Source organism: Actinospineispora acaciae DSM 45401, assembly GCF_000620785.1.
Lineage (GTDB): Bacteria > Actinomycetota > Actinomycetes > Mycobacteriales > Pseudonocardiaceae > Pseudonocardia > Pseudonocardia acaciae.
Genome location: NZ_JIAI01000018.1, coordinates 1 through 14,625, shown reverse-complemented (window position 1 = coordinate 14,625; position 14,625 = coordinate 1). Strand labels below are relative to the sequence as shown.

3 protein-coding genes are annotated in these 14,625 nt (G+C 72.2%); all 3 read right to left on the bottom strand.

Features of this window, described 5'->3' with window-relative positions; all coding sequences use genetic code 11:
* Nucleotides 1–23: 23 nt before the first annotated feature.
* Nucleotides 24–1,403 carry a hypothetical protein gene (locus tag N912_RS0142490; protein ID WP_028927229.1) on the bottom strand — a complete coding sequence of 460 codons (1,380 nt, stop codon included), beginning with the start codon at nt 1,401–1,403 and terminating at the stop codon, nt 24–26.
* Nucleotides 1,404–1,433: 30 nt separating this feature from the next.
* Nucleotides 1,434–8,450: a type I polyketide synthase gene (locus N912_RS58150; protein ID WP_084211806.1), complete on the bottom strand. Its 7,017-nt coding sequence runs from the start codon at nt 8,448–8,450 to the stop codon at nt 1,434–1,436.
* The coding region (locus N912_RS58145; protein ID WP_051581571.1) for an amino acid adenylation domain-containing protein at nt 8,443–14,625 on the bottom strand (6,183 nt) is incomplete at its 5' end. The genes N912_RS58145 and N912_RS58150, both read right to left, overlap by 8 nt.

Sequence of the window (14,625 nt, the reverse complement as noted above, 5' to 3'; positions counted from 1 at the left end):
CGGTCATCCCGGGCGGAACACGTTCAGATCGTGCGGCGTTCGGGACGGGCGAACCGGGTCGGGGTGGAGAAGTAGCCGAGCCGGTCCTGGACGTGGGCGAACCGTTGCTGGGTGATGTCGCCGGTCAGTGCGAGGACGTGGGCGTCCAGGGAGTCCTCGGAGGTGAGGTATCGGCGCAGCGTTCCCTCGCCGTGGGAGGGGCTGCTCAGCGTGAGGCCGCGCTTCTCGGCCAGCGCGGACATGGGGTCCTTGGCTCGGGCGCTGTCGCCCATGCGCTGCACCGCGGTGACCGCGTCCGGCGATCCGGTGAGCGACTTCGTCCCGGACCCGCCCAGGTTGTTGCGCGGTAGGTGCAGGTGCTGGTCGCGCCACTGGAACACGTGCGAGCGCAGCCTCAGGCTGTGCGTCACGAGCAGGTCCATCAGGTCTGGGGCGAGGTCGTTGACGGCCGGTTGGCAGCCGGCCACCTCCTGCGCGAGCTGCTCGTAGAGGTCGGTGAACAGCTGGTAGCGGAGGATCTCCGAGTGGCTTCCGCTGGTCTGGCCGAGGTTCTCCCGGATGGCGTGGTAGTCGGACGTGGCGAGGCTGTCGACCATCGGGGGCAGGGCGGAGAGCAGGCCTTCCATCAGCACGCAGGCGCAGTCGAGATGCTCCAGGGTGTCCAGGTAGTCGCCGCCGCGCAGGCCGCGGATCGCCATCTCGATGCGGTCGGTCACCTCCACGGCCAGCAGCTCCGGTATCTGGTGCAGACCGCGGAACTGCGTGAAGTAGGTGTCGCCGGACAGCACCCGCTCGTAGACCGCTTCCTTCATGCGGTCGCACAGGATCCATTCCCGGTACCCGGGCACGGCGACCGGGAGCCCGATCTCGCTCAGGTTGGACTCCCAGGTCTTCGACTCCTGGTTCGCGATCCGGGCCAGGTGGATGAGGTTGTACTCCGGGCAGTCCACCGACGTGTCCTTGATCAGATCGGACAGCGGCAGCTTGCGTGCCCTGGACAGCGCGAGGATGGTGCGGTCGAACTCCTTGAGGCGGCCGAGGTACTCGTCAAGGCCCGGCGAGTCCGCCAGCCGCAGCACGCCCACCCTGGCCCCGTCCCGAATACCGCCCAGCTGTTGCGGGATCAGGCTGAGCCGGGCGAGCACGCGGTGAAACCCGCGCGCCCAGAGGATCTTGACCGCCGCGGCGCGGTACTCGTCGGCCTCGAGGTCGCGGGTCGCCCTGCCCAGCAGGTCGGAGAGGTTGAGCACGGCGATCTCCACGGCTTGCAGGACCGTCCGCAGGGTGCTTTCCAGGCTGCCCCTCGGCAATGGCGCCGAGTCCCGGGCGGCGTCGAGCACGCCGAGGCCCTGCAGGTCGTAGTAGTTCTCCGCGATGACGCCTCGCTCGTTGTAGGTCGGCATGATCAGCCTTTCTCTGCGGGAGTAGCCGGCTCAGGTCGTCGCGACCGACAGGTCGGACAACCAGTCGCGCACGATCTCGACGGTGGTGTGGGCGTGTTCGACGCTCATGGCGAAATGGTCACCGGGCGCCTGGGTCTCGACGTGCTCCAACGGCCAGTGGGTGCGCCAGTCCCGCCCGGTGACGGGATCGTCCGGCGCGCCTCGGATCCCCTCGGTGGGCCGCACCACGAGCGTGGGCGCGGCCAGCGGGCTCGGCCGCCATTCCCGGAACATCCGCAGGTAGGTCATCATCGCGGTGATCCCGGTGTGGTCGGACTCGCCGGCGAACCCGGCCCGGCGGGTGAAGATCTCGTAGAACAGGGCCCTGTTGAGCGGGGCGGACACGGTGGCCGGGAGGAACGGGTCGAGCAGCACGACCGACAGCGGCGGCACGCCGCTGGCCTCCAGGTGGGTCGCGACCGCGTGCGCGAGCAGCCCGCCGGCGGAGTGGCCGAGCAGCACGAACGGTTCGCCCTCGGCACAGCCCAGCGCCGCCCTGGCGAGCAGGTCGGTGAGGGCCTCGATCGAGGGCGCGAGCGGCTCGTCGGGCTGGTACCCGGGCAGGAGCACCACCGACAGGTCGCTGAGCTCCCCGAAGGCGGTCGAGAGCCGGTCGTACTGCATCTGTCCCGGCAGCGCGACGAACGACGGGAAGCAGATCAGGTGGGGTGCCTGGTCCCCGCGCGCGAGCCGCAGGACCCGCGCGTCGCTGTCGGCGCGGTCCCTCAGGGCGGCGACGCCGGCCGCGACCAGCTCCATCTCCTCGATGTGCCCCCGCATGGCGAGCCGGGTGTAGATCTCGCCGAGGGTCTCGGTCCGTTCGGGCCGTTGTGGCCCGGCGCCGAGGTCCATCGCGGACAACAGGTGATGGGCGAGCGCCGTGGGGGTCTCGTTGTCGTAGACCAGGGTGGCCGCGAGCCGCAGACCGGTCGCGGTGGCCAGCCTGTTCCGCAGCTCGACCGAGGTCAGCGAGTCGAACCCGGCGTCCCGGAAGGCCCCCGCCGCGGGGACCTGCTCGCTGGAGGAGTGGCCGAGCACGACCGCCGCCTCGGCGCGCACCAGGTCGGTCAGCACCGCCGGCCGTTCGGTCGGGTCCAGCGCGGCCAGCTTCTCGGCCAGCTTCTCGGCCAGCGTGGACCTCGAGGCTTCCGGCGCGACGGAGCCCTCGGAGTCGGCCTCCGGTTTCGCCTCGGGCAGCTCGTCGAGCAACGGGCTGGGCCGGGCCCAGGTGAACGAAGGGACGAACCGAGGCCAGTCGATGTGCGCGACGGTCATCGTGGGTTCGTCGTGATCCAGCACCTGGCCCAACGCGGTGAGCGCCAGCTCCGGGGGCATGGCGAGAAGCCCACGTCGGGCCAGTCGCTCGCCGACCTCGCCATCGCCCATGCCACCGCCGGCCCACAGGCCCCAGGCCACCGAGGTGCCCACCTTGCCGTCGGCGCGGCGCCGTTGCACCAGGGCGTCCAGGTACGCGTTGGCAGCCGCATAGCCGCCCTGCCCGCCGCCGCCCCAGGTCGACGCGCCGGAGGAGAACACGACGAACGCGTCGAGGGGCCGGTCCAGCAGCTCGTCCAGGTGTGCCGCGCCGGCGGCCTTGGCGTTGATGACCTCGGCGAGGTCGCCCACCTCGGTGTCCGCGATGTCGGAGAACCGTCCGACGCCCGCGGTGTGCACCACCGCCGTGACCGGTGGTTGCGCCGACGCCAGCAGCTCCGCCACGGCGGCCCGGTCGGCGACGTCGCAGGCCGCCACCCGCACCGCCACGCCCAGGCCGGTGAGCTCCGCGCGCAGCCGCCGCGCGCCGGGGGCGTCGGGCCCTCGGCGGGAGGCCAGCAGCAGGTGCTCGGCGCCCCGGCCGGCCAGCCAGCGGGCGACGTGTGCCCCGAGCGCGCCGGTACCGCCGGTGACCAGCACGGTTCCCCGGGGGCGCCACGTCCGCGCCGGTTCCCGGTCCGCGCCGGGCGCCCGCACCAGGCGTCGGACGAACACGCCCTCGGCACGCACCGCGACCTGGTCCTCGCCCCGGTGGCCGGCGAGCACGCGACACAACCGGGACGTCGCCCGGTCGTCGAGGGCGGCCGGCAGGTCGACCATGCCGCCCCAGCGGCCGGGGTGTTCCAGCGCCGCCGCCCGGCCCATCCCCCACACCAGCGCCTGGTCGGGGTCGTTCAGCCGGTCCGAGCGGCTGGTCGACACCGCGCCCCGGGTCAGCGCCCACACCGGGGCCTCGATGCCGGCGTGTCCCAGCGCGCGCACCAGCTCCAGCGTGCCGGCCACGCCGGTCGGCACCACCGGATGCTCCGGGTGCGGCCGCCGGTCCAGCGCCAGCAACGACAGCACGCCCGCCGGCGCGCCCTCGGCGGCCACGGCGCGAAGCCGCTCGCCGAGGGCATCGGGGCCGTGAGCGGCGACGTCCACGGCGACCGGCACCACCTGTGCACCGTGATCCGCCATGGCCCGGCCGACCGTCCGCGCGGCGTCGTCGGCCGGCCCGGTCGTGGGCGTGACGAGCAGCCACCGGCCGGGAAGCGTCCCCTTCTCACCCGCCGCGAGCCCGGTGGCCGGTCGCCACACGACCCGGTAGCGCCAGGAGTCGACCTCGGCCCGCTCGCGCCGCGCCCGGCGCCAGCGCGACAACGCCGGCACCACCGAGCACCACGGCTGGTCCTGGTCGACTCCCAGCTCCAAGGCCAGTGCCGTGGCGTCGCCGAGCTCGACCACCTCCCAGAACCGGGCGTCGCCGGCGTCCGGGGCGACCGGGGCCTTGCCCGGCTCCTTGTCCGGCTCCTCGGCCGAGCCGGCCAGCCAGAAACGTTGACGCTGGAACGGGTACGTCGGCAGGGCCACCGGCGCGCCGGTGGCCGGCACCAGCGGCGTCCAGTCCACCTCGACGCCGCGCACGAACGCTTCGGCCAGCGACTGCACGAACCGCGACAGGCCTCCCTGATCCCGGCGCAAGGTCCCGCACACGACCCCGTCGACCTCGGCGTCGTCCAGGGCGTCCTGGACGCTGGAGGTCAGCACCGGGTGCGGGCTCGCCTCCACGAAGACCCGGAACCCCTGCTGGGCCAGCGCCCGGGTGGCGGGCTCGAAACCGACGGCCCGGCGCAGGTTGCGGTACCAGTACTCGGCGTCGACCGGGCCGCTCACCCAGTCACCGTCCGCGGTCGAGTACCAGGGCACGGCGGGGTTGCGGGGCCGGGTGCCCGCCCCCAGCTCGATCAGCTGGTCGCGAAGGATCTCCACCTCGGCGGTGTGCGAGGCGTAGTCCACCGGGACCGGCCGGGCGCGCACGCCATGGGCCTCGTACTCGGCCTCGAGCACCGCCAGCTCGTCCGGGTCGCCGGCGACGACCACCGATGCCGGTCCGTTCACGGCGGCCACCTCGACCCGGCCCTCGCAGGCCCGGATCCGTTCGCGCACCTGTGCCTCGGGCCGCGCCACCGACAGCATCCGCCCGCGCCCGGCCAACCTGGCCGCGATCGCCCGGGACCGCAGCGCGACCACCCGGGCGGCATCGTCGAGTGACAGCGCGCCCGCCACGCAGGCCGCCGCGATCTCCCCCTGCGAGTGCCCCAGCACCGCGTCCGGCCGCACCCCGAGGGACCGCCACAACGCGGCCAGCGACACCATCACCGCGAACGACGCCGGCTGGACCACGTCCACCCGCTGCCACGCCGCCGCGTCCTCCGTCCCGCCGATCACCTCGGACAACGACCAGCTCACGTGCGGTTGCAGCGCCCGTTCGCAGTCCCGCATGCGCGCGGCGAACACCGGCGCGGTGTCCCACAGTTCCCGTCCCATCCCGGGCCACTGCGCCCCCTGACCGGGAAACACCATCACCGTCTTTCCCGGCGTGCCGGCCCTCGGCGCCACGCCGGTGACCACACCGGGCACCGGGCGCCCCTCGGCCAACCCGCGCAACGCGTCCACCGCATGGTCGCGGTCGCGCGCCACCACCACCGCGCGGTGTTCCCAGACCGCCCGGCCGGTCAGCAACGACCGGGCCGCGTCGCCAAGGCCCACCGCCGGGTCCAGGTGCGCCGCCACCCGCTCCGCCTGCGCCGACAGCGCCGACGCCGTCCGCGCGGACACCACCACCGGCACCACCACCGGCACCGCGGCCGGGGCCTGTTCCGGTGTCTGTACCGGGTCGTCCGGGGCCTGTTCGAGGATCAGGTGGGCGTTGGTTCCGCTGACCCCGAACGCGGACACCCCAGCCCGGCGCGGACGACCGCTGTCCGGCCACTCGCGCCGCTGGACCAGCAGCTCCGCCGCGCCGGCCGACCAGTCGACCTTCGGTGACGGCCGGTCCACGTGCAGGGTCGGGGGCAGCACCCCGTGGCGCAGGGCCAGCACCATCTTGATCACGCCCGTGACACCGGCCGCCGCCTGGGTGTGGCCGATGTTCGACTTCACCGAGCCCAGAAGCACCGGCCGGACCCGGTCCTGGCCGTAGGTCGCCAGCAGCGCCTGGGCCTCGATCGGGTCGCCCAGGACGGTGCCGGTGCCGTGCGTCTCCACCGCGTCCACGTCCGCCGGCGAGAGCCCGGCGTCGGCCAGCGCCCGGCGGATCACCCGTTGCTGGGACAGGCCGTTGGGCGCCGCCAAACCGTTGGAGGCGCCGTCCTGGTTGATCGCCGACCCGCGCACCACGGCCAGCACCCGCCGGCCGTGACGCCGGGCGTCGGACAGCCGTTCCATCACCAGCATGCCCACGCCCTCGGAGAACCCGGTGCCGTCGGCGGCGGCGGCGAACGCCCTGCACCGCCCGTCCGGGGACAGCCCGCCGAGCTTGGTGAACTCCATGAGGATGCCCGGGCTCGCCATCACCGTGGCCCCTCCGGCCAGCACCAGCTCGCACTCGCCCGAGCGCAGCGCCTGGACCCCCAGGTGCACCGCCACCAGCGACGACGAGCACGCCGTGTCCACGGTGACCGCCGGCCCCTGCAGCCCCAGCACGTACGACACCCGACCGGACAACACGCTGGGCGACGTCCCGGTGAACGTGTACCCCTCGCCGTCGCTGGACGTCTCGTGCAGGCGCGGCCCGTAGTCCTGGGCCATCGCCCCGAGGAAGACCCCGGCCTGGCTGCCGTGCAGCGAGCTCGGGTCGATCCCGGCGCGTTCCAACGCCTCCCAGGCCACCTCCAGCGACAGCCGCTGCTGGGGGTCCATCGCCAGCGCCTCTCTCGGCGAGATCCCGAAGAACGCCGCGTCGAACTCACCGGCCTCGTACAGGAAGCCGCCACCGGGCGCGGTGGACAGGAACTCCTCGCTCCAGCCGCGGTCGGTGGGCGTCGCAGAGATCGCATCGACGCCGTCGCGGACGAGGTTCCACAGCAGCTCCGGCGAGTCGGCCCCGCCCGGGTACCGGCACGCCATTCCGGTGATGGCGATCGGCTCGTCCGCTCGCCCGCCGGCCGGCGCCGCGGCGGGCCTGGCGGCCGCGGCGCGGTCGTCGGTGAGCGAGCCCAGGTGGTCGGCGAGCTTGGCCGGGGTGGGGTGGTCGAACACCATGTTGCTGGTCACGGCCAGCCCGGTCGCGGTACCGAGCCTGGCGACCAGCTCCATCAGCGTCGCCGAGTCGAGACCGAGTTCTGTGAAGGGGCGGTCCACGGCGATCCGGCCCGGGTCGCGGTAGCCGAGGACCGCGGCGCATTCGTCACGGACCAGGTCATGAAGGTCACCGGAACGGCCGGAGGGCTCGGGGTGCAGCTCCACGAGGGAGGCATCCGCGCCGATCACGGACGCCCAGTCGACGTGGACCCCCCGCACGTGCAGCTCGGCCATCGAGGTCAGCAGGCGGGACATCCCCGCGTCGCCGCGTCGCAGGGTGCCGACGGCCGCCGGCGTGCCCCCCGCCGCCAGCGCGCTGTCCCGCACGCTCTCGACGAGCACCGGATGCGGACTAACCTCGACGAACGCGGTGAACCCGTCCTCGACCAACCGGTTGGTCGCGGCGTGGAAGTCGACGGTCCGTCGCAGGTTGCGGTACCAGTAGTCGCCGTCGAGCGCCGCGGTGTCCAGCGGCCCGCCGGTGACGGCGGAGTAGAACGGGATCCGGGAGCTTCTCGGCCGCACGGGCGCCAGCAGCGGTGCGAGCCGGTGCTCGATCCGCTCCACCAGCGGCGAGTGCGACGCGTAGTCGACGTCGATCCGGCCCAGCCGGGCCCGGCCCGACCAGTGCGCCGTCATCTCCGCCAGGGCGTCGTCGGGCCCGGACACCACGACCGAGGCCGGGCCGTTGACCGCCGCGATCCGCAGCCGGTTCGCCGAGCCGGCCAGCCACTCGCGTACGACGTCCGGCGCCAGGCCCACCAGCACCATGCCGCCCTCGCCGCTGAGCGCCTCGGCGACCAGGTTCCCCGCCAGCGCGACGACCCGCGCGCCGTCCTCCAGCGAGAGCCCGCCGGCGACGCACGCCGCGGCGACCTCCCCGTAGGAGTGCCCCACCACCGCGGCCGGCTCCACGCCGAGGGACCGCCACACCGCCGCCAGCGACACCATGACCGCCCACAGCACCGGCTGGACCACGTCGGCGCGCCCCGGGTCCGGCCCGTCCGGTTCGCCCCGCGCGACCTCGAGCAACGACCAGTCCACGTACGGCGCCAACGCCGCCTCACAGCTCGCCATCGACTCGGCGAACACCGCGGAGCCCGCCAGCAGCTCGGCCGCCATGCCGGTCCACTGCGAACCCTGGCCGGGGAACACGAACACCGTCCCGGCCGTGGGCGCCAGGTCCGCGGTCCCCCTGACCAGCCCCGGCGCGGGACGCCCTTGCGACAGCGCGCGCAGGGCGTCGGTCAACGGCTCGCGCGCGTCGCCCACCGCCACGGCGCGATGCGGCGAGGCGTCCCTGCTGGTCGCGAGCGTGAGCGCCACGTCTCGGAGCGGCACCTCGGGCCGCGCCTGGACCTGGTGGGCCAGCGAACGCGCCCGCGCCCGCAGCTCGTCCTCGGTCTCACCGGAAAGTACCCATGGAATGCGGGGCATGCGATCAGCCATCGGAAGCCTCCCGGAGTCTGGCGGCCAGGATCGGCCCGATCTCGGCGAGCGGACCCGGCTGCGTCATGTGGGCGTGACTGCAGTCGATGTGGTGCTTTTCGATGTCGCCGTCGACATAGGGTGTCCACGCGTCGAAGTCGACGAACGGCACCCAGCCGTCCGATTCCGACGTCATCGTCGAGGTGAACAGCAGGACGTCGCCGTGGAAGACGTCGGGCGTGGTGTGGCGCATCACCAGGTCGATGTTGTTGATTCCCACCTCGGTGATGGCCACGAAATGACGTTTCTCGATGCTCGCCAACGCGTGGCCCTGGGCGCGGAGCAGCTCCATGGCCCTGGCGAAGGTCAACGGCTCTCCCCCCAGGTCGGGGACGGCGCACCCCAGCACATCGAGGAAGCGCACGAGCAGGGACTCTTCGGACGTGGACATGTCTTCGGGCGGAGGTTGGTAACCCGGATAGGCGTCGAGCACCGCGAGGAACGCGACACGTTCGCCCCGGCGTTGGAGCTCGGTGGCGACCGCGTGGACGGCGACACCGCCGAAGGACCAACCGAGCAGGTGGTACGGCCCTGTCGGCTGGACCAGACGAATCTGGTCGACGTAGTCGGCCGCCATCCGCGGGATGGAGGTCGGCCGCGGCTCCGGCCGTCCCAGGCCGCGCGCCTGCACCCCGTAGATCGGGTAGTCGGGCCCGAGGTATCGCATCAGCCCGCTGTAGCACCAGCTGACCCCGGAGGCGGGGTGGATGCAGAACAGCGGTGCGCGGCGGCCCCTCGGCCGCAGCGGCAGCATCACATCGAACGCGTCCCTGGGGTCGTCCACGTCGAGTCGGGTGGCCAGGCCGGCCGGGGTGGGGTTCTCGAACAGGGTCCGTAGCCCCAGCTCGACGCCGAGGGTGGCGCGGATGCGGGCGATCAGGCGGGTGGCCAGCAGCGAGTGGCCGCCCAGGGCGAAGAAGTCGTCCTCCACACCCGCCCTGGCCAGGCCCAGCACCTCGGCGAACAGCTCGGCCAGCAGTTGCTCCTGGGGTGTTCGCGGCGCCCTCGGCGCCCCGGCCGGGCCGACCTCGGGGGCGGGCAGGGCGCGCCGGTCCAGCTTGCCGTTGGGCGTCAACGGCAGTTCGTCGAGGGCCACCACGGCCGAGGGCACCATGTACTCCGGCAGCCGCGCCCGCAGGTGCTCCCGCAGCACGCCCGGTTCCACCGTGGCCGTCACGTAGGCGACCAGGCGCTTGTCCCCCGGCCGGTCCTCGCGGGCGACGACCGCGGCCCGCGCCACCGCCGGGTGCCCGCGCAGGGCGGCCTCGACCTCGCCGGGCTCGATCCGGAACCCCCGGATCTTGACCTGTTCGTCGGCTCGGCCCAGGAACTCCAGCTCGCCCTCGGCGCTCCACCGCGCGAGGTCCCCGGTTCGGTACATCCGCTCGCCGGGGCCGCCGAACGGGCATGCCACGAACCGCTGCGCCGTCAACCCGGGTCGGCCCAGGTAGCCCCGGGCCAACCCCGCCCCGGCGACATACAGCTCACCGGGCACACCCACCGGAACCAACCGCAACGCAGAGTCCAGTACGAACACCCGGGTGTTGTGGATGGGCCGGCCGATGGGCGAGGACGGCGGCCAGTCCTCGACATCCGAGGGCAACGTGTACGCGGTGGCGACGTGGGTCTCGGTCGGCCCGTAGTGGTTGTGCAGCCGTCGAGCGGGGGTTCGGCGACAGAGCTCACGGAGCCGGTCGCCGAGTACCAGGGACTCGCCGGCCTGGGCGATCTCAGTCAACCGGGCGAGGTCGCGCCCGTGCTCGACCGCGGACTCGGCCAACGCCCCGACCACCAGGTTCGGCGCGAAGAGCTGGGCCACGTGGTTCCGGTCGAGCCAGGCCGCGAGCTTCTCGGCGTCGCGGCGAACCTCGTCGGGGGGGACCACGAGCGTTTGGCCCGAGGTCAGGGTGGACAGGATCTCCTGCGCGGACACGTCGAAGCTGACCGCGGTGAACTGCGCGACCTTTCCGCCCGGGCCACCGCCCACGCCGCGGTGATGCCACGACAACAGGTTCACCAACCCGCCCGAGGGCATCACCACCGCTTTCGGGGTGCCGGTGGAGCCGGAGGTGTAGATCACGTAGGCCGGGTGGAGGGGGTGTGCGCGGCCGGTGGGGTTGGTGTCCGGGTGGTTGGTGAGGCGGCCGATGGTGTCGGGGTGGTCGATGACCAGGTGCGGGGTCGATTCCGTGGTGGGCAGGTCGTCGTGGGTGTCTTGGTTGGTGATCAGGAGGGTGGGGTGGGCGTCGCGGAGCATGAGCTCGATGCGGGTGGGTGGGTAGTCGGGGTCGATGGGCAGGTAGGCGGCGCCGGTCTTGAGGACGGCCAGGATCGCGGTGGCCAGCCGTGGCGAGCGGGGCAGGGCGAGGGCGACGATGTGTTCCGGGCCCGTGCCGTGGGCGATGAGCTCGTGGGCGAGCCGGTTGGCGGCCGCGTTGAGCTCGGCGTAGGTCCAGGTGGTGTCGTCGGCCTCGACGGCGCCGGCTTCGGGGGTGGTGCGGGCTTGGTGTTCGAACAGGGCGGGCACGGTGGCCGCGGGGATCGGGGCGGCTGTGTCGTTGTGCTCGACCAGCAGCCGGTGGCGTTCCTCGGCGGTGAGGATGTCGAGCTGGCTGATCGGCGTGTCCGGGTCGCCGGCCGCCGCCTCCAACAGGCGCACCCACCGCGCGAACAACGTCTCGACGGTTTCAGCGTCGAACAGGTCGGTGGCGAACTCGATCATTCCTCGCAGGCCGTCGCGGTGCTCCGACAGGTTGACGAACAGGTCGAACTTGGCGGCTCCGATGGAGACCGGCATGGCCTCGACGTCCAGGCGCGGCAGGTCGAAGTCCCCGCGCGGGGTGTTCTGGACCGCGAGCATGACCTGGAACAGCGGGTGGTGCGCCAGCGAGCGCGTCGGGTTGAGGACCTCGACGAGGTACTCGAACGGGACGTCCTGGTGGGCGTAGGCGTCCAGCGCGGTCTCCCGCACCCGCGCCAGCAGCTCGGTGAACGTGGGGTCGCCCGAGGTGTCGGTGCGCAGCACCAGGGTGTTGACGAAGAACCCCACCAGATCGTCGAGGGCCTGGTCGGTCCGCCCGGCGATCGGCGATCCGACCGCGATGTCCTCGCCGGCGCCCAGCTTGCTCATCAACGCGGCCAGGCCGGCCTGCAGCACCATGAACAGGCTGGTTCCGTCGCGGCGGGAGAGCCGGCGCAGCGCCTCGTGCAGGTCGGCGTCCAGCTCGACGGTGAGGAAGTCGCCTCGGTGGCTGGCGACGGGTGGTCGGGGCCGGTCGGTGGGTAGCTGGAGCTGTTCGGGCAGCCCGGCCAGTTGTCCGGTCCAGTAGGCCAGTTGGGTGGCGAACAGGCTGTCCGGATCGGACTGGTCCCCGAGCAGCCGGTGCTGCCAGAGCGTGTAGTCGGCGTACTGCACCGGCAGGGGCGCCCAGTCCGGCGCGGTGTCGTGGCATCGCGCCGCGTAGGCGGTGGTCAGGTCGGCCCACAGTGGCCCCAGGGACCAGCCGTCGCCGGCGATGTGGTGCACCAGGATCAGCAGGATGTGCTCGTCGTCCCCGATGGTGAACAGCTCGGCCCGCATCGGAACCTCGGCGGCGAGGTCGAACTCGTATCGCGTGGCGGTGGCCAACGCTCGGGGCAGCTCGGCGGCGGTGGTCTCGGTGACCCGCCAGGCCGGCCGGGCCTCGGTGGGGTCCAGAATCCGCTGGTAGGGCACCCCATCGATCTCGGAGAAGACCGTGCGCAGGCTCTCATGCCGGGCCACCACATCGTCGACCGCGGCCCGCAACGCCTCCCGGTTCAACCGGCCCGACAGCCGCAGCGCCAACGGAATGTTGTAGGTGGCGCTCGGTCCCTCCATCTGATGCAGGAACCACAACCGCCGCTGCGCGAACGACAACGGCACCCGCCCGGGCCGCTCACCGGCCCTCAACGCCAGCCGGGGCCGGCCGCTGTCCACCAACCGGGCCGCCAACCCGGCCACCGTGGGAGCGTCGAACAACGCCCGCACACCAACCTCAACCCCCAAAGTGGCCCGGATACGCGCGACCAGACGAGTCGCCAACAACGAATGACCACCCAGGGCGAAGAAATCGTCCTCCACCGCCACCGAAGCCACACCCAACACCTCGGCGAACAACTCCGCCAACAACTGCTCCTGAGGCGACCGCGCCGCCCGCCCAGCCACACCCGAACCAAAGTCAGGGGCCGGCAGCGCACGACGATCCAACTTCCCATTCGGCGTCAACGGCAACCCATCAAGCACCACCACCGCCGCCGGCACCATGTACTCCGGCAACCGCCCCCGCACAAACTCACGCACCAGGCTCGGATCCACCGCCCCCTCGGGAGCAATCACATAACCAACCAACCGGACATCCCCCGGCCGGTCCTCCCGAGCAACCACCACCGCCCGCTCCACACCGGGATGGACACACAACACCGACTCGATCTCACCAGGCTCGATCCGAAAACCCCGAACCTTCACCTGCTCATCGGCCCGACCCAGAAACTCCAGCTCCCCCTCGGAGTTCCACCGCACCAAATCCCCCGTCCGATACATCCGCTCACCAGACCCACCAAACGGACACGCCACAAAACGCCCCGCCGACAACCCTGGACGACCCAAATACCCCCGAGCCAATCCCGGTCCGGCGATGTACAACTCGCCCACAACACCCGGCGCCACCAATCCCAACCCCGCATCCAACACAAAAACTCGTGTATTACGGTTAGGCCGGCCAATCGGCACGGGCGCGCGCGTGGTTTCCGAGAGCGAGCTCATCGTGGCGCACGCGGTGATCTCGGTGGGGCCGTAGGCGTTGACCATCCGACGGCCCTTCGACCAACTGGTGACCAGGTCCGCCGAGCATGCCTCACCCGCCGTGACGAGCGTGGTCACCAGCGGCAGGCTGTCCGGGGACGGCAGTGCCGCGAGCACCGAGGGCGGCACGGTCATATGTGTCACGCGCTCTCGGTTCACCAACGCGACCAGCGGCGCACCCGGCAGTGACCGTTCCGCCGGCGCAATCACCAGGGCGGCGCCCGACAACAGGCCCATGCACATTTCCCAGAACGAGACGTCGAAGCTCGGTGAGGCGAGCTGCAACACCCTGCTGTGCGCGTCGACCCGCGATCGCTCGATTTCCGTCGCGGCCAGGCTGGCGATACCGGTGTGACAGATCACGACCGCCTTGGGCCGGCCGGTGGACCCGGACGTGTAGATGAGGTAGGCGGGGTGTTCGGGGAGAAGCGGAATGGTGCGCTGGTGGTCGGTCGGATCGGTGTCCGAGCACGTTTCCAGAACGGACGTGATGTCCGCGTCGTCGATGACCAGGAATGAGTCCGACTCGGCGGCGGGTAGGTCATTCTGGGTGTGCGCATTGGTGATCAGGAGCGTTGGTTGGGCGTCGCGGAGCATGAACTCGATCCGCGTGTCCGGGTAGTCGGGGTCGAGGGGCAGGTAGGCGGCGCCGGCCTTGAGCACGGCCAGGGTCGCGATCAGCAGGTCCGTCGAGCGGGGCAGGGCGAGGGCGACGATGTGCTCGGGTCCGACGCCGCGCGCGATGAGCAGGTGGGCCAGGCGGTTCGCGGCCGCGTTGAGCTCGGCGTAGCTCATCACGGTGTCCTCGAACACCACCGCGGTGGCCTGTGGCGCGGCGTGTACCTGGGACTCGAACAGCTCCGGCAGGCACGCCGACCGGATCGGGGTCGCCGTGTCGTTGTGGTCGACGAGAAGCCGGTGGCGTTCCTCGGCCGTGAGGATGTCGAGCTGGCTGATCGGCGTGTCCGGGTCGCCGGCCGCCGCCTCCAACAGGCGCACCCACCGCGCGAACAACGTCTCGACGGTGGCGGCGTCGAACAGGTCGGTGGCGAACTCGATAGTTCCCCGCAGGCCATCGGCCTGTTCCCACAGGTTGATCGCCAGGTCGAACTTGGCGGTCCCGGTCGGGGCCGGCTCGACGGTGGTCTCCAGCCCCGGGAAACCGAAGTCGGGGCGCGGTGTGTTCTGCACGGCGAGCATGACCTGGAACAGCGGATGATGCGCCAGCGAGCGCGTCGGGTTGAGAACCTCGACCAGATACTCGAACGGCACATCCTGATGGGCATAGGCGTCCAGCGCGGTCTCCCGCACCCG

Bases quoted from the DNA above. Each gene is read 5' to 3' on its own strand.
- N912_RS0142490 (WP_028927229.1), bottom strand. From the start codon at position 1,403: ATGCCGACCTACAACGAGCGAGGCGTCATCGCGGAGAACTACTACGAC.
- N912_RS58150 (WP_084211806.1), bottom strand. From the start codon at position 8,450: ATGGCTGATCGCATGCCCCGCATTCCATGGGTACTTTCCGGTGAGACC.